The sequence below is a fragment of the Virgibacillus sp. JSM 102003 genome (assembly GCF_041949995.1).
GTDB lineage: Bacteria > Bacillota > Bacilli > Bacillales > Amphibacillaceae > Lentibacillus.
Genome location: NZ_JBHFQH010000004.1, coordinates 238385 through 263540, shown reverse-complemented (window position 1 = coordinate 263540; position 25156 = coordinate 238385). Strand labels below are relative to the sequence as shown.

26 protein-coding genes are annotated in these 25156 nt (G+C 36.0%); 17 read left to right on the top strand and 9 right to left on the bottom strand.

The genetic code is table 11. The features are described from left to right. Position 1: 1 nt before the first annotated feature. Together ACE1TG_RS06700 and def are read right to left on the bottom strand one after the other, a co-directional pair. Positions 2-217: a DNA-dependent RNA polymerase subunit epsilon gene (locus tag ACE1TG_RS06700; protein ID WP_375051585.1), complete on the bottom strand. Its 216-nt coding sequence runs from the start codon at positions 215-217 to the stop codon at positions 2-4. 675 nt (positions 218-892) lie between these two features. Continuing rightward, a complete protein-coding gene (gene def, locus ACE1TG_RS06695; protein ID WP_375051584.1) occupies positions 893-1444 on the bottom strand; it encodes a peptide deformylase in 552 nt (183 codons plus the stop codon). Positions 1445-1620: 176 nt separating this feature from the next. Between def and ACE1TG_RS06690 the strand changes: the two genes are divergently transcribed. The 6 genes from ACE1TG_RS06690 to lpdA all read left to right on the top strand — a co-directional run bounded on the left by ACE1TG_RS06690 (position 1621) and on the right by lpdA (position 7889). Further along, the gene (locus ACE1TG_RS06690) at positions 1621-2313 is read left to right on the top strand and encodes a YkyA family protein (protein WP_375051583.1); all 693 of its coding nucleotides are present in this window, start codon (positions 1621-1623) and stop codon (positions 2311-2313) included. A gap of 161 nt (positions 2314-2474) precedes the next feature. Then, entirely contained in the window at positions 2475-2711 is a 237-nt protein-coding gene (locus tag ACE1TG_RS06685) for a DUF4372 domain-containing protein (RefSeq protein WP_375051582.1), read from the top strand. Positions 2712-3081: 370 nt separating this feature from the next. Continuing rightward, complete coding sequence (gene pdhA / locus ACE1TG_RS06680; protein WP_375051581.1) at positions 3082-4164, top strand: pyruvate dehydrogenase (acetyl-transferring) E1 component subunit alpha; 1083 nt, start codon at positions 3082-3084, stop codon at positions 4162-4164. A gap of 3 nt (positions 4165-4167) precedes the next feature. Beyond that, complete coding sequence (locus ACE1TG_RS06675; RefSeq protein ID WP_375051580.1) at positions 4168-5145, top strand: alpha-ketoacid dehydrogenase subunit beta; 978 nt, start codon at positions 4168-4170, stop codon at positions 5143-5145. 23 nt (positions 5146-5168) lie between these two features. Continuing rightward, complete coding sequence (locus ACE1TG_RS06670) at positions 5169-6479, top strand: dihydrolipoamide acetyltransferase family protein (RefSeq protein ID WP_375051579.1); 1311 nt, start codon at positions 5169-5171, stop codon at positions 6477-6479. Between the two features lie 3 nt (positions 6480-6482). Then, a complete protein-coding gene (lpdA, locus tag ACE1TG_RS06665; protein WP_375051578.1) occupies positions 6483-7889 on the top strand; it encodes a dihydrolipoyl dehydrogenase in 1407 nt (468 codons plus the stop codon). A 441-nt stretch (positions 7890-8330) separates the two neighbouring features. On the opposite strand, the gene ACE1TG_RS06660 is transcribed toward lpdA, so the two are convergent. After that, complete coding sequence (locus tag ACE1TG_RS06660; protein WP_375051576.1) at positions 8331-9839, bottom strand: glycine betaine uptake BCCT transporter; 1509 nt, start codon at positions 9837-9839, stop codon at positions 8331-8333. Between the two features lie 370 nt (positions 9840-10209). Between ACE1TG_RS06660 and ACE1TG_RS06655 the strand changes: the two genes are divergently transcribed. From ACE1TG_RS06655 to ACE1TG_RS06640, 4 genes are all read left to right on the top strand, one after another. After that, a complete protein-coding gene (locus ACE1TG_RS06655) occupies positions 10210-11094 on the top strand; it encodes a polysaccharide deacetylase family protein (RefSeq protein WP_375051575.1) in 885 nt (294 codons plus the stop codon). Between the two features lie 327 nt (positions 11095-11421). Beyond that, on the top strand, positions 11422-11526 hold the full coding sequence (locus tag ACE1TG_RS06650) for a GapA-binding peptide SR1P (RefSeq protein ID WP_375051574.1): 105 nt from the start codon (positions 11422-11424) through the stop codon (positions 11524-11526). A 202-nt stretch (positions 11527-11728) separates the two neighbouring features. Next, positions 11729-12688: an NAD(P)H-dependent flavin oxidoreductase gene (locus ACE1TG_RS06645; protein WP_375051573.1), complete on the top strand. Its 960-nt coding sequence runs from the start codon at positions 11729-11731 to the stop codon at positions 12686-12688. 14 nt (positions 12689-12702) lie between these two features. Further along, entirely contained in the window at positions 12703-12972 is a 270-nt protein-coding gene (locus ACE1TG_RS06640) for a UPF0223 family protein (protein WP_375051572.1), read from the top strand. A 79-nt stretch (positions 12973-13051) separates the two neighbouring features. Here ACE1TG_RS06640 and ACE1TG_RS06635 read toward each other — a convergent pair whose 3' ends face one another. Then, on the bottom strand, positions 13052-13669 hold the full coding sequence (locus ACE1TG_RS06635; protein ID WP_375051571.1) for a YktB family protein: 618 nt from the start codon (positions 13667-13669) through the stop codon (positions 13052-13054). A 208-nt stretch (positions 13670-13877) separates the two neighbouring features. Here ACE1TG_RS06635 and ACE1TG_RS06630 point away from each other — a divergent pair, with 208 nt between their 5' ends. After that, a complete protein-coding gene (locus ACE1TG_RS06630) occupies positions 13878-14069 on the top strand; it encodes a hypothetical protein (protein ID WP_209480312.1) in 192 nt (63 codons plus the stop codon). 164 nt (positions 14070-14233) lie between these two features. After that, complete coding sequence (locus tag ACE1TG_RS06625; protein WP_375051570.1) at positions 14234-15043, top strand: inositol monophosphatase family protein; 810 nt, start codon at positions 14234-14236, stop codon at positions 15041-15043. 368 nt (positions 15044-15411) lie between these two features. Here the strand turns inward: ACE1TG_RS06625 and ACE1TG_RS06620 are convergent, their stop codons facing one another. Next, on the bottom strand, positions 15412-15582 hold the full coding sequence (locus ACE1TG_RS06620) for a DUF5325 family protein (protein WP_209480314.1): 171 nt from the start codon (positions 15580-15582) through the stop codon (positions 15412-15414). A 160-nt stretch (positions 15583-15742) separates the two neighbouring features. On the opposite strand from ACE1TG_RS06620, the gene ACE1TG_RS06615 reads away from it, so the two are divergent. Beyond that, positions 15743-16048, top strand: a complete 306-nt coding sequence (locus ACE1TG_RS06615) for a YlaH-like family protein (RefSeq protein ID WP_375051569.1) — start codon at positions 15743-15745, stop codon at positions 16046-16048. 33 nt (positions 16049-16081) lie between these two features. Here ACE1TG_RS06615 and ACE1TG_RS06610 read toward each other — a convergent pair whose 3' ends face one another. Beyond that, the gene (locus ACE1TG_RS06610) at positions 16082-16285 is read right to left on the bottom strand and encodes a YlaI family protein (protein ID WP_375051568.1); all 204 of its coding nucleotides are present in this window, start codon (positions 16283-16285) and stop codon (positions 16082-16084) included. Positions 16286-16424: 139 nt separating this feature from the next. Here ACE1TG_RS06610 and ACE1TG_RS06605 point away from each other — a divergent pair, with 139 nt between their 5' ends. After that, on the top strand, positions 16425-16727 hold the full coding sequence (locus ACE1TG_RS06605; protein WP_375051567.1) for a hypothetical protein: 303 nt from the start codon (positions 16425-16427) through the stop codon (positions 16725-16727). An 86-nt stretch (positions 16728-16813) separates the two neighbouring features. Here ACE1TG_RS06605 and ACE1TG_RS06600 read toward each other — a convergent pair whose 3' ends face one another. Both ACE1TG_RS06600 and ACE1TG_RS06595 read right to left on the bottom strand, forming a co-directional pair. Continuing rightward, on the bottom strand, positions 16814-17413 hold the full coding sequence (locus ACE1TG_RS06600) for a YhcN/YlaJ family sporulation lipoprotein (protein WP_375051566.1): 600 nt from the start codon (positions 17411-17413) through the stop codon (positions 16814-16816). 191 nt (positions 17414-17604) lie between these two features. Further along, positions 17605-18096, bottom strand: coding sequence for a hypothetical protein (locus ACE1TG_RS06595; RefSeq protein WP_375051565.1), 492 nt, complete (start codon positions 18094-18096; stop codon positions 17605-17607). 166 nt (positions 18097-18262) lie between these two features. Here ACE1TG_RS06595 and ACE1TG_RS06590 point away from each other — a divergent pair, with 166 nt between their 5' ends. The 3 genes from ACE1TG_RS06590 (at position 18263) to pyc (ending at position 23569) form a co-directional block, all read left to right on the top strand. Next, on the top strand, positions 18263-18544 hold the full coding sequence (locus tag ACE1TG_RS06590; RefSeq protein ID WP_375051605.1) for an Fpa/YlaN family protein: 282 nt from the start codon (positions 18263-18265) through the stop codon (positions 18542-18544). Between the two features lie 406 nt (positions 18545-18950). After that, a complete protein-coding gene (gene ftsW, locus ACE1TG_RS06585) occupies positions 18951-20138 on the top strand; it encodes a putative lipid II flippase FtsW (protein WP_375051564.1) in 1188 nt (395 codons plus the stop codon). Further along, the gene (gene pyc / locus ACE1TG_RS06580; RefSeq protein ID WP_375051563.1) at positions 20126-23569 is read left to right on the top strand and encodes a pyruvate carboxylase; all 3444 of its coding nucleotides are present in this window, start codon (positions 20126-20128) and stop codon (positions 23567-23569) included. Before ftsW ends, pyc begins: the two co-directional genes overlap by 13 nt. 448 nt (positions 23570-24017) lie before the next feature. Here the strand turns inward: pyc and ACE1TG_RS06575 are convergent, their stop codons facing one another. Then, on the bottom strand, positions 24018-24926 hold the full coding sequence (locus ACE1TG_RS06575) for a COX15/CtaA family protein (RefSeq protein ID WP_375051562.1): 909 nt from the start codon (positions 24924-24926) through the stop codon (positions 24018-24020). Between the last annotated feature and the right edge of the window lie 230 nt (positions 24927-25156).

Below are 25156 nucleotides of genomic sequence, written 5' to 3'. Positions count from 1 at the left end.
CTTAGACGGTCTCCAGGTTAAAATGTTCGGATTGTTTTTCATATTTTAAATGTGCTTCGTCCAGTGGATGGATAAATTCAATATTTATATTATACTTGCGATCGTATAACTTATTTCGTACCTCTTTTTCTGAATCAGCCTCAACGTATAGGCTTTGTGTACGTTCACGTACAGGGACTTCTCCTGGTAATTCTTGATAAAAAACTTTATAAATCATTTCATCTCTCCTAACTTCTTTTTTACTCTATTTTTTTTGCAGTTAAGAAGGTATAGAAACTTTCTTACTGCGTTTGTACAACCAGTCTTTTGCCATTAAGGCTAGGCGATAAGCCAGGTTGTCTAAAAAATTGCATTCCGTAATTATACATTCCTATCCATTTGATAATACTGCCCATTACTTAATAAGCTGATGGCATCTTGGCAAACAGCTGTTTCATAGCATTCACATGTGTGTCCGATCCAATCGCTTAAAAAATACACAATGGAATTATTTGCAGTAAACCTTTTGTTTTATTAAATTCTCTCATACATGATGGTTAACTCTGGTGGTAGTCCTTTTTACAAGTAGTAGGTACACGTCCTCTGCCTAAAAAATCCTTCCAGCGCTTTTTAAGCTTTTCTTTTAGGCGTTTTAACATGAGGTCTACATCTCCTTTCGTTTATTAAGAAAAGCACCAAAAAACGTTCTACCGATCCAACCCTCTTAGTTACAGTATAATACTGTTTGAGGAAATTTGAAATAAAAACACTGCAATTGTTAAAAAAAAGGCTCATTTTTTCCATATTAATAATTGCTTTTACGAGTTTTCCTTATGTATATTTTTAGCTTTTAAATGATTCTTATACCAAAAGATAATAATAGGGACACACAAAGGTCCCTGTTTATTAAAAGCTATTCAATGGCTTTGGCGTTATCTGTCACTCTAAATGGATTATCTTTATTTATATGATCGTAAAACATAATACCGTTGAGATGATCAATTTCATGCTGGAAGACTATTGCAGCATAATCCCGTAAACGTAACTTCAGTTCTGTTCCATCCAGCGCAGTTGCTTTTACGGTAATTCTTGCATATCTGGGTACATACCCTTCCACATTTCTATCTACAGATAAACAGCCTTCACCGGAAGTTAGATATGCCTCTTCAACAGAGTGGCTGATAATTTTGGGATTTATTAAGCCATAGCTATAAAGTTTTCCCTTTAAATCTTCAAAGTGAATTGCAACCATTCGCTTATTTATTGCTAATTGTGGTGCTGCCAATCCTACACCTGGCCTTAAGTCATATTTGCTTGCTATTGTTTCATCCTGGCTATTCTTCAAAAAGGTTAGCATTTCATTTAATAACGATTTATCCTCGTCAGAAGCAGGAACTGGAACCTCATCTGCTCTCTCGCGTAATGATGGATGGCCTTCTCTGACTATATCATCCATAGTTATCATGCATTGACACTCCTTACAGTTCATTATGATAATATTTTAACATAATATGAATTTTTACATCATAAATTTACTATAGGACAAGTATAAATTAATGAAATTGACCCCAATTTTGTCCAAAAAATGTGTTATACTAGGGTATAAAATTTGCAGCTCAGAATGAAGGAGGATATTGACGCGTGGTGTTTAAAAAGTCGTTCTTAATTTTAATATTATTCATATCAGTAATAGCCACCGCTTGCAGTGGGGCATCAACCTCAGAAAAGATTTATGATCATTTGGAAAAAGCGGTGGAGTTAGAAGACACCTTTGTTAAGCAACAGGACCCAATTGTAAAATTGGAAAAGAAGGAACAGGAGATCTATAGCCAAATTATTGATTTAGGCATGGATGAATTTGATAAAATCAAGGAACTTTCCAAACAGGCGATTGAAAATATTGAAAAAAGGAAAGAGAAAATAGAGCTTGAAAAGGAAAGTATTAGTGCTTCCAAAGAAGAGTTCACAAAAATTGATGGTATGATTGAAGATCTGGAAGAAGAAAAAGCAAAAGAAAGTGCGCAAGAGATGTATAACGTGATGACCAAGCGTTATGATGCTTATGATCAGTTATATGAAGCCTATTCCAAGACATTGAAACTTGAAAAAGACTTGTATACAATGCTGCAAAAGAAAGATTTGGAGCAGAAAACACTAACAAAGCATATCGAAAAGGTTAATAAAAGTTATCAGCAGGTTATTAAGGTAAATAAAAAGTTTAACGAACTTACTACCGAATATAATGCATTAAAAGAAGAGTTTTATACAGCTGCTGGGATAGATGCAGAATATGAAAATAATGAACAAACAGGTGATAAGAATAGTAAAGAATGATTAACTTAATAGGTAACAATTAGGAGAACCGAATGAAATTGATTCGGTTCTTTTTATGTGAACTTTGCCAACATTGGGAATTATTACCTAAAAACTATAAAAAAACCTTATAATTAGAGTATGGTAGGATTGTCCAAATCCCTAATTATAAAGAGCACATCATGGACAATGATACCATGAAGACTGTATACATACATCCATTAGATTCAAAAGTAATACAAGAATTGATTGACCATACCGAGATTAACAAATATGTTAAAAAGCTCGATGTACTAACGTTTTCAAGGCTTTTCATCTATGTTCAATTAAAAGGGCTGACTAGTTTACGACGCATAAGTGAAAATGTAAAACGTGTAAAACGGTACAAAGGTAAGATTTGCGACAGTATTAGCATTTAGTTAAGTTTTCCAATACGTCTGCTTTTAGCGGTCAATTAATACAGTTTCAATTTAAAACTATAACAGATTAGTGTTATAAAAGAGTGAAATTTATGTAAGCGGTACAACCCTTTTGATAAAAATAAATAAATAAAACAAAGTAATTGACCAAATTGGTATTTATAAGCTAAACTTTAATTAGATTATGAATTGTACCATTAATTTTTGCGATTCTTATGTAACAGTTTGGTCCTTGCTTTAGAAATGTGATTACTAAAATTTAATATAGGGAACAAGAATAAGAGCAAAAGGGTACAGATTTTTTCATATTTTGGGAAGGCTAAAAAAGAAAATACAAAATAGGTATTCAGAAAGGAAGAGGTGAACTATTTTGAAACACGTACTTGAAAGTGTTGAAAGCCAGTTCGAAATGTTCCAGATTCTTAATGAAGATGGAAAGATTGTTAATAAAGACGCAATGCCTGATCTTTCAGATGATGATTTGAAAGAGCTAATGCGCAGGATGGTTTATACTCGTATACTTGACCAGCGTTCCATTGCATTGAACCGTCAAGGTCGCTTAGGATTTTATGCGCCTACTGCAGGACAGGAAGCATCACAATTAGGGAGTCAGTATGCGTTAGAACCAGATGATTTTTTACTGCCAGCATATCGTGATGTTCCACAGCTTATTTGGCAGGGTCTACCATTATATCAAGCTTTCTTATTCTCAAGAGGGCATTTTCATGGAAATCAGTTTCCAGAGGATTTAAAAGGATTAAGTCCTCAAATAATTATCGGTGCTCAGTATACTCAAGCTGCCGGTGTAGCGCTTGGAATGAAGAAACGTGGAAAGAAATCAGTTGCGGTAACATACACAGGTGACGGTGGTACATCACAAGGTGATTTCTATGAAGGAATTAACTTTGCAGGTTCATACGGTGCACCAGCAATTTTCTTTATCCAAAATAACCACTTTGCAATTTCAGTGCCCGTTGAAGAGCAAACAAATGCTAAAACCTTAGCACAAAAAGCGGTTGCCGCTGGAATTGAAGGGATTCAGGTAGATGGAATGGATGTATTAGCTGTCTATGCCGCTACAATGGATGCCCGCGAGCGTGCAATTAATGGGGAAGGTCCTACATTAATAGAAACGTTAACATACCGCTATGGCCCTCATACTATGGCGGGGGATGACCCGACACGCTATCGTTCTGATGATTTAAATGATGAATGGGAGAAAAAAGATCCCCTCGTTCGATTCCGCACATTTTTAGAAGAGAAAAACTTATGGTCGGAAGAGGCAGAGAACAAAGTTATCGATGAGGCAAAAGAAGATATTAAGAAAGCAATCAAAAAAGCAGATGAATATCCAAAACAAACTGTAACTGATTTAATTGAAAATATGCACGAGGAACTTCCATCAAATTTGCAGGAGCAATTGGAAGAATATAAAGAAAAGGAGTCGAAGTAGACCATGGCACAAAAGACTATGATTCAAGCAATCACTGATGCAATGCACAATGAATTAAAAAATGATGAAAATGTGCTTGTATATGGTGAAGATGTCGGTCAAAATGGCGGCGTGTTCCGCGCCACAGAAGGGTTACAAGATGAATTTGGCGAAGAACGTGTATTTGATACGCCACTAGCCGAGTCAGGAATTGGTGGACTGTCGATTGGTCTTGCCCTGCAAGGTTTTCGTGCGGTACCTGAAATTCAGTTCTTCGGCTTCATCTATGAAGCAATGGATGCCGTCAATGGCCAAATGGCGCGGATGCGTTACCGGTCTGGCGGTACGAAACCAATGCCAATAACAATACGTTCTCCATTTGGTGGTGGGGTGCACACACCTGAACTTCATGCCGATTCGCTTGAAGGATTAATTGCACAGCAACCTGGTATAAGGGTTGTCATTCCATCAACACCATATGACGCAAAAGGACTATTAATCTCAGCTATACGCGATAATGATCCTGTACTATTCTTAGAACACATGAAATTATATCGTTCCTTCCGTGGTGAAGTTCCAGATGAGGAATATACAGTTGAACTTGATAAGGCTGATATAAAACGGGAAGGTAAAGACGTTACACTTGTCGCTTATGGCGCAATGGTTCATGCAGCTCTAAAAGCAGCAGATGAACTTGAAAAGGATAATATAGATGCTGAAGTTATTGACTTACGTACAGTTTCACCAGTTGATGTAGATACTATTGTTGAATCTGTTAAGAAAACCAATCGAATGGTTATGATTCAGGAAGCGCAGCGTCAAGCAGGAGTCGGAGCTCATGTGATTTCAGAAATTCAGGAACGTGCAATACTCCATCTGGAAGCACCTATTTTAAGGGTTACTGCTCCAGATACTGTTTATGCATTCTCACAAGCTGAGGAAATATGGCTGCCAAATCATGAAGACATCGTAGAAAGAGTAAATCAAGTAATTAACTTTTAATTAAAGGATTGGAGGTAGTAATAATGGCTTACAATTTTAAGCTGCCTGATATTGGTGAAGGTATTCATGAGGGCGAAATAGTAAAATGGTTTGTTAAAGAAGGCGACGAAATTAAAGAAGATGATGTGCTTTGTGAAGTGCAAAATGATAAGGCTGTCGTTGAAATCCCCTCTCCAGTTGAAGGAACAGTTGAAAAGGTTCATGTTGAAGAGGGTACAGTAGCAACAGTAGGTGATACCATCATTACATTTGACGCAGAGGGCTATGAGGATCAGGAAGATGACACGGAAAAAAAGGAAGAAACAAAGGAAGAGTCAAAATCCAGCAGTGATCAGGAACCTGATAAAAAAGAATCTGCAGAAAAAAAGAATAATGAGTCAGATGATAAAGAGGTAACGAAAAATAATTCTTCCGATGATAAACGCGTAATTGCAATGCCTTCTGTACGTAAATATGCTCGTGAAAATGAAGTATCTATTCAGGGTGTACAGGGGTCCGGTAAAAATGGACGTATCCTAAAGGAAGATATAGACAAATACTTAAGCGGTGACCAGAAAGCAGATACAGATGTTGCACCTGAAGAACAAGAAGAAACAACAGCATCTAAAGAAACGCAAGCTCCAAAAGGTGAATACGCCGAAACGCGTGAGAAAATGAGTGGCATTCGCAAGTCGATTGCAAAAGCGATGGTTAATTCTAAAACGAAAGCACCACATGTAACACTTATGGATGAAGTAGATGTAACAGAGCTTGTAGCTCACCGTAAGAAGTTTAAAGCAGTAGCAGCGGAGCAGGAAATTAAATTAACGTATCTGCCTTATGTTGCAAAAGCATTAGTTTCAGCATCCAAGAAATATCCAATTTTAAATGCTGCTGTTGATGATGAGACCGATGAAATCATTCACAAGCATTACTACAACATTGGAATTGCAGCAGATACAGATAAAGGTTTACTAGTTCCGGTTGTAAAAGATGCCGATCGCAAATCTATTTTCACCATTTCACAAGAGATAAATGAATTGGCAGAAAAAGCTCGTAGTGGTAAACTTGCATCTGATGAGATGAAAGGTGCGTCAAACACAATTACTAACATTGGTTCTGCTGGAGGACAATGGTTTACTCCTGTCCTTAACTATCCGGAAGCGATTATCTTAGGTATTGGTCGTATTGCTGAAAAACCAATCGTTCGTGACGGTGAAATTGTCATTGCTCCTGTTCTTGCAGTGTCATTAAGCTTTGATCATCGTATCGTTGATGGTGCAACAGCACAACTTGCATTAAATCAGATCAAACGATTATTGAACGATCCACAATTAATAATGATGGAGGCGTAGATTATGGTAGTAGGAGATTTTCCAATTGAGTTAGACACATTAGTAGTTGGAGCAGGACCGGGTGGCTATGTAGCTGCCATCCGCGCTGCTCAAACTGGTCAAAATGTAACAATTGTTGATAAAGGAGCACTAGGTGGTGTTTGCTTAAATGTTGGGTGTATCCCATCTAAAGCAATGATCCAAGCGGGGCATTTAACTGAAAATGCTCATGGTAATGAAGAGTTAGGGATTAAAACGGAGAATGTATCTGTTGATTTTTCCAAGGTTCAGGAATGGAAAGGGAAAGTTGTTAACAAACTAACATCTGGCGTTGAAAGTCTTTTGAAAGGCAACAAAGTGGACATTGTTAAAGGCGAAGTATACTTTGTTGATAAAAATACAGTGAAAGTTATGGATGAAAAGAATTCACAGACTTATACATTTAACAACTGTATTATTGCAACGGGTTCAACACCTATTGAAATTCCAAGTTTCAAATTCACGGATCGTGTTATTGATTCTACTGGTGCATTAGCTTTAAAAGAAATTCCTAAGAAAATGGTTGTAATCGGAGGCGGTTATATCGGAACGGAGTTAGGCACAGCATATGCTAACTTTGGAACTGATGTAACAATCCTTGAAGGTACAAAGCAGATTCTTGGAGCATTTGAAAAACAAATGCGGCAAGTAGTTAGCAAACGCCTTAAGAAAAAAGGCGTAACTGTAACTACAGAAGCGATGGCAAAAGGTGTCGAAGAATCAAAAGATGGTGTTACAGTAACTTATGAAGTAAACGGAAAAGAAGAAACAGTGGACGCTGATTATGTATTGGTTACAGTTGGCCGCCGTCCTAATACAGCAGAAATTGGTTTAGAGCAAGTAGGTATTGATGTAGATGACAATGGACTTATTAAGATTGATAAACAATGCCGTACAAACATCGATAATATTTATGCAATTGGCGATATTGTTGATGGTCCTCCACTAGCTCATAAAGCATCATATGAAGGAAAAGTAGCTGCAGAAGTAATCGGTGGAGAGAAATCAGAGATTGATTATATCGGAATACCTACAGTTGTATTTTCTGATCCTGAATTAGCTACAGTGGGCTATAGTCAACAAGAAGCAAAGGATGCTGGATATAATGCTAAGGCATCTAAATTTCCATTTGCTGCTAACGGCCGTGCATTATCATTAAACGATAGTGATGGATTTATGAAATTAATTACCAGAGAAGAAGATGGTCTGGTTATTGGAGCTCAGATTGCAGGTCCAAATGCTAGTGAAATGATAGCAGAAGTAGGATTGGCAATTGAAGCAGGAATGACAGCAGAGGATATAGCGTTGACAATTCATAACCATCCGAGTCTAGGTGAAATTACGATGGAAGCTGCTGATGTAGCGTTAGGAATGCCAATACACACAATGTAAATTACACTTATAAAAGAGTTGCCATAGTGCAGCTCTTTTTTAGTTAATTACTTCGATTTCAGAAGGTCAATAATAAACAAAGGAATGTCCGTGGTCATAATGACATGCTTATTTAATGCTTGCGGACAATCGGCTGTTTATAAAAAAGTATTTATAGGTAAATGAGCGGAAACAACTTCTTATCTGCAAATATAAAGTAATTTCTGCTATATATGACCGCTGGGTTCCCCAAACATTTCAAATTACTTGTTTTCTTTAACATGAAGAATCTGACGCGGCTATCTTGTTTCTCTTGAATAACTATAGATGCATTGTTAGGGGATTAAGTCAGTCTAAAATTTGATGTTGATTAAAAAACATGTAACTTCCAAAAAAAAAAGCAGTTCAGCTATGGTACAAATTTCGTTTTGTACTTCAGCTGAACTGCTTGTGATTTTTTATTTACTGCCTCTTCCGTCGTAAATCGACTTCTCTTGCCTCTTCTTTAAATGATTTCATTAACGAAAATACAATCAGAATCATGATTATTGCAAATGGAAAGGCTGCAATAATCGAGGCTGTCTGCAAGGCTTGCAGTCCACCTTGCCACAATAACACAGCTGCAGCACTTGATTGAATAATTCCCCATACAAACTTAACAGTATTTGGTGGATATAAGCTTCCGCCAGTTGTTTGCATTCCTAATACAAATGTTGCAGAGTCTGCAGATGTGATAAAAAACGTACTAATTAATAAAATTGCAATGATTGACATTACCATGCCGAATGGAAATTGCTCAAGGACCGCGAATAATGCCGCCTCAGTGCCAAGATTATCAACAACTTGCTGAATTTCTGCACCCTGAAAATGTTCCAGATTGATTGCTGATCCACCGAATACGGAGAACCAGAGAGCACCGAAGATAGTAGGCACTAACAGAACGCCTAGCACGAATTCCCGAATTGTTCTGCCTTTGGAAACACGAGCAATAAATGTACCTACAAACGGTGCCCATGCGATCCACCAAGCCCAATAAAAGATTGTCCAATCCTGAATCCATGAGTCATCCATATCGAAAGGTGTTAATCGGAAACTCATACCTGGCAGGTTTTGAATATAACTGCCAAACGTGGTTGTAAATAGATTCATGATGAAGTTTGTAGGACCTGCAAATAAGAGAAACAGCATTAAAGCAATTGCCAAAATTATGTTCGTATTACTTAGGTATTTAATCCCTTTATTAAGACCAGTCATTGCAGAAGTCATATAAAGAACGGTAACAATCCCAATTATAATCAGTTGCAATGAAATGGATTTGTCTAAACCAAAAACGTATGATATACCTCCAGAAATTTGGATCGCCCCAAAACCTAGTGAAGTTGCAACCCCAAAAATCGTTGCAAATACAACTATAAAATCAATAAGAGTTCCCCATGGCCCTTTAACCTTATCACCAAGTATAGGTTCAAGAATTGCACTTACAACACCCGCAGATTGCTTTCTGAATTTAAAGTATGCTAAGGCCAAAGCAATGGTGGCGTAAACAGCCCAAGGATGCAGCCCCCAATGAAAGAAACTGTAACGCATAGCAGTTTTAGCGGTATCGTTTGTAGTAGGATCTCCAAATGGTGGTGTATGATAATGTGATAATGGTTCCGCAGCACCCCAGAAAACTAGTCCAATTCCCATACCTGCACTAAAAAGCATTGCAAACCAAGTTAAATAGGAATATTCAGGCTTGTCTCCTGGTTTTCCCAGTTTAATATTTCCGTATTTAGAAAAGATCAAATAAATTGAAAATACCAAGAAAGCTGTTGCACTCATTAAGTAGAACCAGCCAAATTTTTCTACCAAATATCCTTGAATTTCTGTTGTTACATCATTCATATTACTATTCGGAAGGATACCCCAAATTATAAATAATATTGCCACTATGGCTGAAATGTAGAATACCTTTGTTACTTTTTTCATTTGAAAATTCCTTTCTATGTAGTATTTATTGTTAGCATATATAATAAAGGAAGCTATCACGCACAGTTAAATATTGAAACATACGTAATTAAATTGTTCAATTATTACGCATGTAATTAGTTCGATGTGCTTATTGTTTCCTTTTGTCTTAATATAATTCTCTCTATATGACCTTTTACATATTCCCACAAAATAGAAAATTAAACAAAGACTGTTTGCGAAACAATTATTCGATAGGCTTATGTGTCGAAAATACAGTTTCACTTTATACCAGTAATTTGTCACTTGCCAAAATTAGGTATAGTCATTAACAACTGATATCATATATAATTAATATAACGTCATATGTACATACAACAGGGGGACAGAAATGAAGAAATTTATATGGCTAATGCTTGTGATACTTGTGCTCGTTTCAGCTTGTGAGGATAGTAAGGCATCCCATACGGATGATAACAAACCGGATCAGGAAAAAAATCAGGATAAATCAGATGATGTTGATGAAAAAGAAAATCCAGAGCAAGATAGTGAGAAGAAGAAAGAAGAAAAACAGGAGAAGATCAATCAACCTGAAGATGACAAGCCTAAAACAGCAAAGTATAAAATTAATGAAGAGAATTCATCAATAAATCCATTGAATGATAGTATAAATGAAAAGGTAGTGTTGCTGACGATTGATGATGCACCAGATACATATGCGTTGGAAATGGCAAAAACATTAAAAGAATTGGATGCGAGTGCAATCTTCTTTGTGAATGGACATTATCTGGATACTGCTGAGGAAGAAAAAACGTTAAAGAAAATTCATAATATGGGTTTTGAAATCGGAAATCATACATATAATCATGCTTATTTACCAGATTCGTCTCAAGAAGAGCAGAAAAAGGAAATTATTAGCTTAAATGACAGGATTGAAGAAATTATTGGAGTAAGACCAAAATTTTTTAGAGCTCCAAATGGTGCTAACACCGACTTTTCAAATAAAATAGCGAAAGAAGAAGGCATGGTTGTCATGAATTGGACGTATGGTTATGACTATTTTAAACCATACATGGATGCTGAAAAACTAAAAAGGGCGATGATTACAGGTAAAGGACCTGAAGTGGACGTTCCGTACAGTTTACTGAAGCCAGGTGCCAATTTACTTATGCACGACCGTGAATGGACTGCAGCTGCATTAAAAGACATAGTAATCGGACTACGGGAAAAAGGTTATGAAATGGTAGACCCTACATTAATACAAACAATAAAGTAGATAAAACACATGCGGTTCAATTTCGAAGTACAATTTGTACTCTTAATTGAACTGCTTTTATTTCAAGCTAAGAAAGCATAAAACCTTCCTTATTGCATATGTACAACTATGGATTGCAGATTGGTCTGTGAAAATGAGCACGTTTCATTCAAATCCAAAAACAATTTAGTTAACAAAAACAGTCAGTTATTTTAATATTGGCTGTTTTTTTATTCACAAAAACATATATTCATTAATATGTTATACTAATTAAGGGTTGATTCTTTAATTATGACACATTATAATGATGATACAGTGTTATAATTAATGAAAAAGGAGTTGGGCCAGATGGGTACAATTGTCTGTCAGGATTGTCAGAAAGTAATTGATCATTATGATGATGAAAAAGTTACTACTCTTTATGGTACATGTCCGACTTGTAATAGAGAATAAAAACATGAATATTGATACAACAAAGCTGCATGGAATTCCATGCAGTTTATTATTTTTAGTTAACATAAATACTTTCTTACTACAGAAGCGTAACTTAGGATTTTGACATTAATGCGTGTCGGTAAGCCAAGTATAACGCTCTAATTTATTGGCTATGAACGATTATTAAATGATAGAATAAAAAGAAAAAGAGGTGTTTATATTGAAATGGGAAACCGAGGTAACAAAAATGTTGGAAATTGACTATCCTATTGTTCAGGGAGGTCTGGCATATTTGGCGTATGCAGACCTAGCGGCAGCAGTTTCAAATGCTGGCGGACTTGGACAAATAACGGCAATGAGTCTGGAAGGTCCTGATGAATTGCGAAATGAGATTAATAAAGTTCAGACGATGACAGATAAACCCTTTGGTGTGAATTTTGCTATTGGGCAGCACGGAAGACCGTATGAGCATATGGTACAAGTGGCAATTGATGAAAATGTTCCAGTTATATCAGTCACCGGTGGTAATCCAAAAGGTGTGCTTGACATGGTAAAAGATTATCCTATCAAAAAACTTGTACTTGTTGCAGCTCGCAGGCAGGCTGAAAAGGCAGAAGAGCTAGGCGCAGATGCAGTCATGGTAGTTGGACAAGAAGGGGGAGGCCATCTTGGGCGTGGTGATGTTGGAACATTTGTGTTAACTCCACAGGTTGTTGATTCTGTTTCTATCCCGGTGATTGCATCAGGAGGAATTGTGGATGGCAGAAGTATGATGGCCGCACTTTCATTAGGGGCTGAAGGCATCGAAATGGGTACACGTTTTATTGCGACGAAAGAGTGTATTGATGCACATCCAGTGTATAAACAGGCACTTGTCGCTGCTGATGAGAATGCAACAGTCGTCATTAAACGGTCATTAGGAACTCCTGCCAGAGCACTAAAAAATCCATGGACGGACAAAATATTAGGTATTGAGCAAGAACATGGTAATTATGAAGCACTTAAAGCATACATAAGTGGGGAAGCTAATAAACAATACATCCATAAAGGGGAAGAGGCAGAAGGGTTTGGCTGGGCTGGACAAGGTGCAGCAAGAATACAGGATATCCCCTCTGTGAAGGAATTAATAAATTCAATTATTAGTGAAGCAGATTTTATTAAGGGAAAATGGACAGATTGAGGTGATTACCGAATATGAGTTACCACTATCCACTGGACGAAACATGGTCAAAAGAGGAAATAATTGATGTGGTTAATTTCTTTTCATTGATAGAGAATGCGTATGAACAGCAAGTAGAACGCGAAGAACTCCTAGCAGCATATCGGAGGTTCAAGGATATTGTACCATCTAAAAGTGAAGAAAAGACCTATTTTGCTGACTTTGAAAAGGCTTCAGGATATGCAAGTTATCCTGTTGTGAAAAAAGCTAGAGAATCTGAACAAAAAACAATTAAACTAAAATAAGTTGGGAACGGACAAAAACGCTACGAATTAATCGGAGCGTTTTTTGTCTGTCAATTTTAACCCATATTTAATATGTGGCTTAATTCATTGAAATCTTATAAAGAGGTGTCAGTTTATTAAACGTAGCTTCAACTTCTTTTAAAAATGCCTGTCCATCTTTCAAAACCGGATCACCAGGTTTAAAATGCCTGCCAATTAGAAATTCTGCTTTTTTAACATTTTGGAAGCGTGAGAGAGACTTTTCCAAATCTATCTCAGCAAAACGTGTCGCATCTTTTTTTGTATGATCCAAGGAAACAACATAATCATCTGGAATTGTTTGTTTCATATCATCCATGTGATTTAAAAATGTTTTAGCCATATCCTGTTTTCCTGGCAGTTCATAAATATATGCAAGCCATACAAATAAATGGTCATCAAATAACCCGATTTGAAAATGCGGGTGTTTTTTGTAACCCCGATTATTATGACAAAAAGCCATCCATGTATCATTAGGGGGGTTTTTTGTACGTCTCAAGTGCTGTGCAATATGTATATACATTTCACTGCCTGTCATCTCTGAAACAGGTCCAGACAGTTCTTCACCTATCGCTTTAAACTTTGGTTGTATGTTTTCTCTGATGGCTTCCATTCGTTCATCAAGGCCATCAATCGTAAAGATTTTAAAATCTTTTTCCGTAAACCCCTTAAATACCATATAAATCATCCTTTCTATGGTGAATCATCTTAGATTATAATGATTATTATTAAGTAAAAATAGGATTCAGTCAAGTTATACCCCGCGAACAATGTTTAAAAAGATTGAAAATTGGGGAATGTAAAATCAAAAGTTACTATTTACCATGAACTATTTGTGAAAATATTTCATATATATAATAAAAGCCAACTGAAAGGTTGTGGGTGAAGTGAAATATGTGATGGAGGCGCTGAGAAAGAAAGAAGCACAAGAAAAACTTCCCGTTATTCGAATGGAAATTGATTATGAACTTGTAACGCTACATGATGCAATGCAAGCCAATGATAAAATTGAAATGATAAAATCAAAAGAACGTTTAGAGCAATTACGTTTGCAAATGCTGGAGATTGAAAATGATTAATAACGGAAAATGACCCCAAAGTTTACATATGTTCATTGAATATTGGATGAACACTATTTGGGGTCTTTTGTATGTATAGGTTTAAAACCATCGGATTAAAAAAATGATTTAAAGCTTCCAATTTGGTATCATTGATATAGATGAAATGTAATGGAGGCTTATGAATGAATTTGGAAACGCGTGAAGCAATATACAACCAAGCAAAAGAATGGGTCCTTAAAGCTGGCGATACGATTAGAGATAAAATACATGATAAACTTGAAATAAATACGAAATCCAATCCAAATGACCTTGTTACCACAATGGATCAAAATACCGAAAACTTTTTTGTAACTAATATTAAAAAAACATATCCTGATCACTTTATAATTAGTGAGGAGGGGTATGGTGATCAACTGAAAACACTTGACGGGACCGTCTGGATAATAGACCCAATTGATGGCACGATGAATTTCGTTCATCAAAAAAGAAATTTTGCAATATCAGTAGGTGTTTATCATAATGGAGTAGGAGAAATTGGCCTTATATATGATGTAATGGCTGATGTTCTCTATAGCGCCAAGCACAATGATGGGGCATTTAAAAATGATGAAGCATTACCAAAGCTTGCCAATAAAAAGTCAATATTGGAGTCTATCGTTGGTTTAAATCACTTTTGGCTTTGTGAAAATAGATTAGTGGATGAACAGGTGATGCAGAATTTTGTAAGAACAATTAGAGGCACTAGAACATATGGTTCTGCAGCACTTGAGTTTGCCTATGTTGCGGAAGGGATAATGGATGGATATTTAACCATGAGTTTATCGCCATGGGACATTGCTGCAGGATTAGTTATTGTTAATGAAGTAGGTGGCGTGACATCAACTATCTATGGCGAACAAGTTAACATGCTTGAAAAGAATTCAATATTAACATGTAATCCGGCTATAAAAAGTGCGATTGTAGATGATTATATGCTGAAAGGAAGAAAGTGACTCCAATAGTGTAACGAGTCAGTTTTAGGGAGAAACACAGTATTTAGGAGTATAAAACACATAACTGTTCGTAATTCTGTCTTTTTTCGATATACCATAATAGTTTTTAATACTTCAATAAATAACAACCGAAGTGAATGAAATATTGTCACTCGGAATGACCTTGATAAACGGTCGAAATGAATCCTCATTCCGCTAAATAGAAAATCAGTCAATTTTGAGGCAAAAAGGCAAATAGCGGAATGTGGATCCGCCAAACAATCGAAGCGGATCCTCATTCCGTTAAAAATAACAGCGGGCAAAATGTATGCTAATACTAATGTTATTATCATTTTATCTCCCAAACTGCCCCCGTACAATAAGTGAAGTCACTTTCTTTTTCGCTTGAGTGATAATCCGTATCCCATAAATCCAAAACCCAACAGTATAAATAATAAGACAAACCAAATATTGCGAAATGCAATGGAAATTCCAACGAGAACAAACATGAGAATTACCAATGTCGCTAATGAAAGCATGGGAATATTGATATTTTTCATAAACTACACCTCTTTTTACTGGAACAAGTATATATTAATTTTGGATATTGTTCAAAAAAATAATGTTAATAAAACAGTCAAATTTATAACTAGCATATAGCAATAAGATTTAGTATGATAGAGATTGAGTTTTAATGTTTGCTGGTAATGGAGGATATGGATGGATACTAATTTTAGTCTGCTATATGATTTTATTGTAGATAATTATCATGGTCATGAACTAATGATTTTTTATGTCTTAAACTTTATTTTTGCATCAATTGCATACAAGTTAGGGTTTGCTCGCAAATTGCCAATTTTAAAATCTTTTTTGGTTTATTTAATGTTAGCATTTGGTTCGATAATCATAACGTTTTTTAGTATAGTTGGTTATCCGATTACGGAGAGTTTAATTATAATGTCACTGATTTTAGGAATATACAGATTTAGACTATATCAAGAGAGAAAAACTAAAAGTAAATCATAAACAGACAAAAACTCCCGGATATGGGAGTTTTTGTTATATTAAATCCTTTTTTTGTTTCTTCGCTTCGTACAAGCGGAAGTTACCAGTTTCGTGTCTCTTTTTTGTGTTGTTATAAATTCGGTGATCACATTCTTGGCATAAATACATATGGATTCTGCGGTTTCTTAACCGTTTCGCTTGTAAAGAACTATCTTGAATATCTTCTATCGTGTCACATAGCACACATTGTACTTGCATTTCATCACCTCTAAATTTAGGCTAATTACCTATTAACTATAACATGACATTCTTTTGTATTAAAGTGAGTGTTTTATAAAAGAAATAATGGGGAACATAACTATTATCAACTTATATTTTTATTTGGAAGGGTGATTAGATGCGAAAAAGATATATTGCTTCAGCAGCTGGAGCTGTTGGAGCAGGAATTATGGGGGTTTTCCTTAATAAAGAGGAAAATAGAAATAAGCTAAAGGAAAAAGTAAGCCATATAAAAAATAAAGTAAAAGGAACAAATCATACTAATTCAACTTTTGAAGATGCTGGTATTCCAGACCAAGCAGATAATAAAGATCCTGCACAATTGGAAAATGCTAAAATGGTATCGGAAGGATCCCAATTTGGCGTAGAATACTATAATGAGGTCAAGGAAAATGAAAGTGAAGAAAAGAACATGAATTAATAAAAGTGCTTCCTATTATTCGGGAAGCACTTTTTTGAGCAGTTATGAAAGTATAAATAACTAGCTGCATAAGCCAGGTTTTCTAATTACTCATTGTTCTTATGATTCGATTGTTTTTCCTCAATTTCATCTAATTTTTTCTCATTTTCTTTTGGCAGCATTTCTTTATTCTGGTCTGGTTCCTGTGGTTGATCATCATTAATTGGAAAGTCTGGCATATATCGTCCTACAATTGCTGAAAGTTCATCAACAACTCCCTGTACTGGGTGTCCCTGATTAATTTTGTTTCCCATCTTGCGGAGCCTTTCAACTACATCTCCATCAGCAACAACAACTGCTGTTTTTCCATATGGGTCATTCTGTAATGCTTCCAATACGGAATATTTTATCGTTCCAACACGTGAACGGTCTAAATCTTTATCAACATTTATACCAACGACTGCATACGGACCCGCTACTATGGATGTGGCGTCATTTACATTCGGTACGTCACTTGCGATATTTGCTAAATGGGTAGAGATTTGTCTGTTAGTGGGATTTTGTTTCTTTGTGGGATCAGAATCTTCTACCTGTACAATTCGGTTATTTTCTTGTTCAGTTGATAAGGATTGATCTTCCTCATTTTGCTGACAACTAATTAAAAACAATAAACTCATTAAAGACAGTATCCCTAAACGGAAAAACATGTGTACTCCTCCTTTAAAATGTACAAACGGAATTACTGTCTTATTATTCTGAGTCGAATGCTGTAAAATATACATTAGAAGTATAAAGTAGAGCATGAGAAATATGCTGGCTGTAAACATGAATACAAAATAAGTTTTAGTCAACAGTTTTAAAAAAGCTGCTCACATATAAATGTAAACAGCTCTATCATTTAATTAATAATAATTTTTTCAATTCCTGTAATAGGATTATCTTTATTGGAACCGTCCTTAAAAAATAAGTGAACAGGCCCTTCTTCTTTTAGGGGCTTTCCATCAAGAGCAAATAGTAAATAACAGTTTTGCAATGCTTTAAGTGAGATGTGTTCATGTCCCTTGTTAGTTACAAGTGTGACGTCTGTAGCATTTTCATTTACTTCGGCGTGATCTACAAATTCATTAATTGGCATTACATATGAGTTTTCCAGAATTTTCTCCCGTTCGAACCGGGAAATACTTTTATTAACTGGTGGATTTATTTTCTGTTGATAAACTGCTCTGTTCCAGCGTTTCGATGCGTCTTCAAGTTCATTATCCTCAACTTTCTGTTCATTCTCCTGTTTCGTAAATGCTTCTTCCAATAGTATTTTTCTATCATCAAAGATCCAGACAGTTGGGTCTAGTGTGATTGAATATGTAACATTTCCAGTAATAGGGACTATCATGTATAACCACCTCTCCATTTTTATCTTTAATAAGAATAGCAGACATTTTTCATTTTTTCACTTTAAACGATTAATTTTAAATTTCCTTTAATTTTATTTGCATTTTCAACCTTCAAACGATAATATAATATAGAAGAAAGTCTTTTAAACGGAGGGGATATATTTGATTCCTGAGGTGACTGAAACTCATCGTGAAAAAGCCTATGCCCTTCTAAAGGCTGATGCTGATAAAATTCGGAGGCTAATAGAAGTTCAAATTGAGAATTTAACAATGCCGCAATGTCCTTTGTATGAAGAGGTTTTGGATACACAAATGTTTGGTCTTTCAAGGGAGATCGATTTTGCTGTGAATTTGGACTTGATCAGCGAAAATGAAGGAAAAGCCCTTCTTGAAAATTTAGAAAGGCAGCTTAATATATTACATGAAGCAGCACAAAATTCGGTGTAATGTCATGTTACAACTTAGCAAAAACTTTGCCTAATTGGATAATGGCAAGGTTTTTTTATTTAAGCAGTTAAGAAACCACCATCTATCATGAAATATAGCAATTCTGAGGTTTTTGCGGACACCAGATACCTTATTTCACACAAATAGAACAAATAACCATGAAATATGAGAAATAAGCGCTTCTGTGTCCGCTAAAATCAAGTTATAGAGGTATTTTTTATACAACTGTATGAATACTGCCTTACTGCATAAGTGCAACTAATGCTTATCTACCTAAGGCTTGACGAAAGGCCAGGTTTTCTAATCCAGTAGAAGTAGAAATGTAATATGGTACATAATTATGTTATACTATTAAAAATTTCTATTTCAACTATTGTTTCGAATACATATGTTGAGGAGAAGTAAGATGATACAGAAGTTAAAGAATTATGATTTTACGTTAATGATTACACCAATACTGCTATCAATGTTTGGAATAGTAATGATCTACAGTGCCAGTATGGTAATAGCTGTTGTTGAGGGTAATGAAAGCTCACATTATCTGGTGAAGCAGATTCAATGGTTTTCCCTAGCTATGATAGGATTTGTTTTCACAAGTATTTTTCCGTATAAATATTACCAAAAGTTGATGAAAATTATCATTTTAATTATTATTGTATTATTAGTTGGGGTTCGAATTTTTGGTAGTGAAGCTAATGGGGCTAAATCATGGTTCGATTTTGGTGTCATTAGTATGCAGCCTGCAGAGTTTGCGAAGCTGGGATTAATTATGTACCTTGCTTCAGTATATTCAAAAAAACAATCCTACATTAACGAGTTTAATAGAGGTGTACTTCCGCCTTTAATATTAACTGCAGTAATATTGGGTCTTATTATCGCGCAGCCTGATATAGGAACTGCGGCAATAATATTTATGATTGCATGCTCTGTGATTTTTAGTTCCGGAATTCGCTTTAAGCATTTAACCATTTTGGTGTTAGTAGGTCTGGCATTAGTTGCTTTTGCCATACCAAGTATGGTGACCGATGAGCGGATTGCTAGATTTGATGGGGCTTACCAGCCTTTTGAAGACCCGCAAGACGATGGATATCATCTGATTCAATCTTATTTAGCAATAGGTGTTGGTGGATTAACCGGTGAAGGATTGGGACAAAGTGTTCAAAAACTCGGCTACTTGCTAGAACCTCATACTGATTTTATAATGGCAGTTATAGCTGAAGAACTTGGCTTTGTTGGAGTCATTATCGTAGTGGGGATGTTATCTATTATCGTACTGCGAGGATTATTTATTTCCAAAAAATGTTCTGATAGTTTTGGTGCATTATTAGCAATAGGGATTTCCTCGATGATTGGAATTCAAGCATTTATTAATCTCGGGGCAATAACTGGAATTTTACCGATCACAGGGGTACCATTGCCATTTGTGAGTTATGGCGGCTCATCACTTCTTGTTATGATGGTATCAATGGGGATAATGAATAACATTGCAAAAACAAATAAACAAAAAGAACAACAGCCAGTACCTGTGAATACCAAGGAAGAACCTGAAACAAATGTGTTTAAAAATAGAGGAGGAAAAACATGGGTGAGGTAAAGCGTATTGAAAAAGTATTAGTTGCAAATCGTGGTGAAATTGCTATACGGGTCTTTCGGGCTTGTACAGAACTTAATATTCGTACTGTAGCGGTTTATTCTAAAGAAGACACCAGTTCTTACCATCGCTATAAAGCTGATGAGGCATACCTAATTGGTGAAGGGAAGAAGCCAATCGATGCATATCTTGATATTGAAGGTATGATTGAACTTGCAAAGAATGTCGGTATTGATGCGATACATCCAGGCTATGGATTTCTTTCTGAAAACATTCATTTTGCTAAACGCTGTGAAGAAGAGGGGATTATTTTCATCGGTCCTACAAGCGAGCATTTGAATATGTTTGGCGATAAGGTGAAAGCAAGAGCACAGGCAATAAATGCTGGACTTCCAATCATACCAGGTTCTGATGGCCCAGTATCTTCATTAGATGAAGTAAGAGAATTTGGAAATAAACATGGTTATCCAATCATTATTAAAGCATCACTAGGTGGTGGCGGTCGTGGTATGCGTATCGTACGCAATGAAAGTGGACTTTCAGAAGCATACGATCGAGCTAAATCTGAGGCAAGAGCAGCATTTGGCAGTGACGAAGTGTATGTTGAAAAGTTAATTGAGAAGCCAAAACACATTGAAGTACAGGTGATTGGGGATAAGCATGGTAATACAGTTCATTTATTTGAAAGGGATTGCTCCATACAACGCCGGCACCAAAAGGTAGTTGAGATGGCACCAAGTGTCTCCTTAAAAGATGAATTACGCCATGAAATCTGTGAAGCTGCAGTAGACTTGATGAAGAATGTTAACTATATAAATGCAGGAACTGTTGAGTTTCTAGTAACAGATGATGAATATTATTTTATTGAAGTTAATCCACGTGTCCAGGTTGAACATACTATTACAGAAATGATAACGGGGATTGATATTGTCCAAACGCAGCTTAAAATAGCAGCAGGAGGAGATATCCATGACAAGTCAATTGGTATTCCTGATCAGGACAAAATTGTGACGAATGGATATGCTATTCAATCTCGCGTAACAACAGAGGACCCATTAAACAATTTTATGCCGGACACTGGGAAGATTATGGCTTACCGAACTGGTGGGGGATTTGGTGTACGATTGGATGCAGGAAACGGATTTCAGGGTGCGATTATTTCCCCGCATTACGACTCTTTATTAGTAAAAGTGTCAACCTGGGCACTAACTTTTGAACAGGCTGCACCAAAAATGGTCAGAAATTTAAAAGAATTCCGTATTCGAGGAATAAAAACGAACATTCCTTTTTTGGAAAATGTAATTTCGCATAGCCAATTTTTATCAGGAGAATACAGCACAACATTTATTGATCAGACACCAGAGTTATTTGTATTTCCAAAGCGGAAAGACCGCGGAACTAAAATGTTATCCTATATTGGACATACTACAGTGAATGGGTTTGAAGGGATAGCCAGGAAGAAGAAACCGTCGTTAGCTACCCCGATCGTGCCAAAAGTAGATAAACTGGAAGAAATTCCAAAGGGTACTAAACAGATTTTGGATGAGCATGGACCTGAATATCTAGCGGAGTGGTTAAAAGCACAAAATAATGTGATGCTGACAGACACTACTTTCCGCGATGCACATCAATCTTTATTAGCTACTCGTGTCAGGACAAAGGACCTGTTAAAGATTTCCGAGCCTACTGCACGTTTACTGCCTCAACTTTTTTCTGTTGAAATGTGGGGAGGGGCTACATTTGATGTTTCATACCGATTTTTAAAAGAAGATCCTTGGCAGCGACTTATAAAACTTCGTGAAAAGATGCCAAATGTTTTGTTTCAAATGTTGTTACGTGCAAGTAATGCTGTAGGGTATAAAAATTACCCAGATAATTTAATCAATGAATTTGTTGAAAATAGCGCAACTGCTGGAATTGATGTATTCCGTATATTTGATAGTTTGAATTGGGTTGAGGGAATGAAACCAGCTATTCAGGCAGTTCGGGAAAATAATAAAATTGCAGAAGCATCTATGTGTTATACAGGGGATATTCTGGATTCAGGACGTACGAAATATGATTTAAATTATTATCTAAATCTAGCGAAAGAACTAGAGCAGGCTGGTGCACATATATTGGGAATAAAAGATATGGCTGGATTGCTTAAACCAGAGGCTGCTTATCAATTGATTTCAGCATTAAAAGAGACGATTGATCTGCCAATCCATTTGCATACACATGACACAAGCGGTAATGGTATTTACATGTATGCCAGAGCCATTGATGCTGGTGTTGATGCGGTTGATGTAGCCACAGGACCAATGGCTGGGTTAACATCACAGCCAAGTGCACAAACATTATATCACGCATTGGAAGGAAAAGATCGCCAGCCTAAAATAAATATCGATTCCTATGAAAAAATATCTCACTATTGGGAAGGTATTAGAGATTACTATCAAGACTTTGAAAGTGGTATGAAAGCACCGCATACAGAAATATATATGCATGAGATGCCTGGTGGACAATATAGTAATCTAAAACAACAAGCGAAAGCGGTAGGACTTGAAGATCGTTGGAATGAAGTTAAAATGATGTTCAGACAAGTAAATGATATGTTCGGAGATATTGTTAAGGTAACACCTTCATCTAAAGTAGTGGGTGACATGACATTATTTATGGTCCAGAATGACCTGACAGAAGATGAAATATATGAACGTGGTGAGTCAATTGATTTCCCTGATTCCGTAATTGAATTTGCTCAAGGTTATATTGGTCAGCCATATCAAGGGTTTCCACAAGAATTACAAAGGATTATTTTAAAAGGAAAAGAATCAATTAAGGTACGCCCTGGTGAGCTATTAGATCCAATAGATTTTACCCAATTGAAGGAAACGTTATTTAAAACGCTTGATCGCCAGGTAACTAGTTTTGACATGATCTCTTATGCACTATATCCAAAAGTATTTATGGATCACCATAAATTTACTGAAATGTATGGTGATATGTCAGTTCTCGATACACTTACATTCTTCTATGGTATGAAGCTGGGTGAGGAAATTGAGGTTGAAATTGAACAAGGTAAAACGCTTTTTGTAAAATTAGTATCCATTTCTGAAGCACGTTCAGATGGTACACGTGTCATTTATTTTGAATTGAACGGTCAATCGAGGGAAGTTATTGTTAAAGATGAAAATGTTAAATCACAACTAATAACGAAGCCAAAGATTGATCAAGGAAATGATAAGCAAATTGGAGCAACAATGCCTGGGACAGTTGTTAAAGTTCTCTGTGAAAAAGGGGAAAAAGTCCAAAAGGGTGATTACTTATTAATAACTGAAGCAATGAAAATGGAAACTACTGTTCAGGCGCCATATACCGGTGTCATTAAAGATATTCACGTGAAAAACGGAGAAGCGATAGCGGTAAATGATCTTTTAATTGAATTTGAATAATAACACAGAAAAAGGGTAATGGACTTGTGCCATTACCCTTTTTCAGCAGTTAAGAAACCACCATGGCTCTGCTCCGCGAGCCACCATCTATCATGAAAATTATTTAATATAGTAAATTTGAGTTTAGCGGACACCAAGGACCTTATTTGGCAATAATTCACGAAAATGGTGGTGTTTGCGGACACCAGAGACCTAATTTCACATAAATACAGTCAAATAACCATGATATAAGTATATTAAGGGCTTCTGTGTCCGGATAATATCGAAAAGATTACTTTTATATAGAAATAGCGTCTTCTGTGTCCGTTAAAATCAAGTCAGAGAGGTATTTTCATACAAAAGTATAGATCCTTTCCTACTGCATAAGTGCCAACTAAGGCTTATCTATATAAAGACTTTGCGATAAGCTTAGTTTTCTAAAAACCCATTTAATGTTAAGCCAAGTTTTTTAATGTTTTGCACTTCTTGATGATAACAATATAAAGTAACTTAACATTGCAAAGTAGCAGGATATTACAAATGCATGCATTAATGCGATTCCAAGGTTTAGCATAGTAAAGATAATCATGGCTCCGAGGAAAACTTGCAGTACTATAAGTGAAACAGTTGTAATCCAGCCCCAGAACATAACACGATTTGTTCGATAATTCTTCATGATTTTGAAGAATAATACAATGGTCCAAATGAATAATATACCTGCAAAGAGCCTATGTCCCATCTGAATCCATTGGTCAAAGCTGTAGTTAGAGAATGTGAATGGTGCATTATTTGTGCAAAACGGCCAGTCTCCACAAACCATACTCGAATTTGCATGTCTAACCAATGCACCTGTATAAACAACAATTAGTGTATATATCGTCAGTGCATAAATCTCTATTCGGTGTTTCTTTTGAATTACCAGAGAGTCAGCATCAAATTTGGTATCTATTTCAAATATCAGCAGCATCAGTAAAAACAATGCAGAAAATGAAATTAGTGAAATACCAAAATGTGTTGCTAATATGAAATCCGACTGATTCCAAACAACTGCAGCTGCACCAATCAAAGCTTGCAGTACTAAAAAGAATGATGATAAAAAGGCCAGAAATTTCACTTCACGAATATGCCCAATATACTTCCATGAAAGGACGGATAACGCCAAAACTGTTATCCCCATAATTCCGGATACCATTCGATGACTTAGTTCTATTACAAGTTCGGGAGTTATTGCAGATGGTACAAACTCTCCGTGACATAGCGGCCAGGTTTCACCGCAACCCAAACCAGAATCAGTCTTCGTAACAAGGGCTCCTCCCAATAACACAAATACCATGCCCAATGTAGAAACTACAGAGAGCCACTTTAATGTTTTAATCATATGATTGCCTCACTTTATATCAAGTAAATAGATCTCAATAGAATAATATTAATACTTCCAGGTTATTAGAGCAATGAAAAACGCCAAATATATAGTAAAAATCACACAATTGTCATCTTATCATGGCTTATTACCATTTTCACTATAAAAAAATAAAAAACTCTTGCATTGTCGAGATTTGTTTGCTAGAAATAATATAGGGGATATTTGCTTAGCTTCAATCCACTATG

Excerpts from the sequence above, each read along its gene's own strand:
- ACE1TG_RS06700 (WP_375051585.1), bottom strand. The coding sequence starts at position 217 with ATGATTTATAAAGTTTTTTATCAAGAATTACCAGGAGAAGTCCCTGTA.
- def (WP_375051584.1), bottom strand. The coding sequence starts at position 1,444 with ATGATAACTATGGATGATATAGTCAGAGAAGGCCATCCATCATTACGC.
- ACE1TG_RS06685 (WP_375051582.1), top strand. The coding sequence starts at position 2,475 with ATGGACAATGATACCATGAAGACTGTATACATACATCCATTAGATTCA.
- ACE1TG_RS06675 (WP_375051580.1), top strand. The coding sequence starts at position 4,168 with ATGGCACAAAAGACTATGATTCAAGCAATCACTGATGCAATGCACAAT.
- ACE1TG_RS06670 (WP_375051579.1), top strand. The coding sequence starts at position 5,169 with ATGGCTTACAATTTTAAGCTGCCTGATATTGGTGAAGGTATTCATGAG.
- lpdA (WP_375051578.1), top strand. The coding sequence starts at position 6,483 with ATGGTAGTAGGAGATTTTCCAATTGAGTTAGACACATTAGTAGTTGGA.
- ACE1TG_RS06660 (WP_375051576.1), bottom strand. The coding sequence starts at position 9,839 with ATGAAAAAAGTAACAAAGGTATTCTACATTTCAGCCATAGTGGCAATA.
- ACE1TG_RS06655 (WP_375051575.1), top strand. The coding sequence starts at position 10,210 with ATGAAGAAATTTATATGGCTAATGCTTGTGATACTTGTGCTCGTTTCA.
- ACE1TG_RS06650 (WP_375051574.1), top strand. The coding sequence starts at position 11,422 with ATGGGTACAATTGTCTGTCAGGATTGTCAGAAAGTAATTGATCATTAT.
- ACE1TG_RS06640 (WP_375051572.1), top strand. The coding sequence starts at position 12,703 with ATGAGTTACCACTATCCACTGGACGAAACATGGTCAAAAGAGGAAATA.
- ACE1TG_RS06635 (WP_375051571.1), bottom strand. The coding sequence starts at position 13,669 with ATGGTATTTAAGGGGTTTACGGAAAAAGATTTTAAAATCTTTACGATT.
- ACE1TG_RS06625 (WP_375051570.1), top strand. The coding sequence starts at position 14,234 with ATGAATTTGGAAACGCGTGAAGCAATATACAACCAAGCAAAAGAATGG.
- ACE1TG_RS06620 (WP_209480314.1), bottom strand. The coding sequence starts at position 15,582 with ATGAAAAATATCAATATTCCCATGCTTTCATTAGCGACATTGGTAATT.
- ACE1TG_RS06615 (WP_375051569.1), top strand. The coding sequence starts at position 15,743 with ATGGATACTAATTTTAGTCTGCTATATGATTTTATTGTAGATAATTAT.
- ACE1TG_RS06610 (WP_375051568.1), bottom strand. The coding sequence starts at position 16,285 with ATGCAAGTACAATGTGTGCTATGTGACACGATAGAAGATATTCAAGAT.
- ACE1TG_RS06605 (WP_375051567.1), top strand. The coding sequence starts at position 16,425 with ATGCGAAAAAGATATATTGCTTCAGCAGCTGGAGCTGTTGGAGCAGGA.
- ACE1TG_RS06600 (WP_375051566.1), bottom strand. The coding sequence starts at position 17,413 with ATGTTTTTCCGTTTAGGGATACTGTCTTTAATGAGTTTATTGTTTTTA.
- ACE1TG_RS06595 (WP_375051565.1), bottom strand. The coding sequence starts at position 18,096 with ATGATAGTCCCTATTACTGGAAATGTTACATATTCAATCACACTAGAC.
- ftsW (WP_375051564.1), top strand. The coding sequence starts at position 18,951 with ATGATACAGAAGTTAAAGAATTATGATTTTACGTTAATGATTACACCA.
- pyc (WP_375051563.1), top strand. The coding sequence starts at position 20,126 with ATGGGTGAGGTAAAGCGTATTGAAAAAGTATTAGTTGCAAATCGTGGT.
- ACE1TG_RS06575 (WP_375051562.1), bottom strand. The coding sequence starts at position 24,926 with ATGATTAAAACATTAAAGTGGCTCTCTGTAGTTTCTACATTGGGCATG.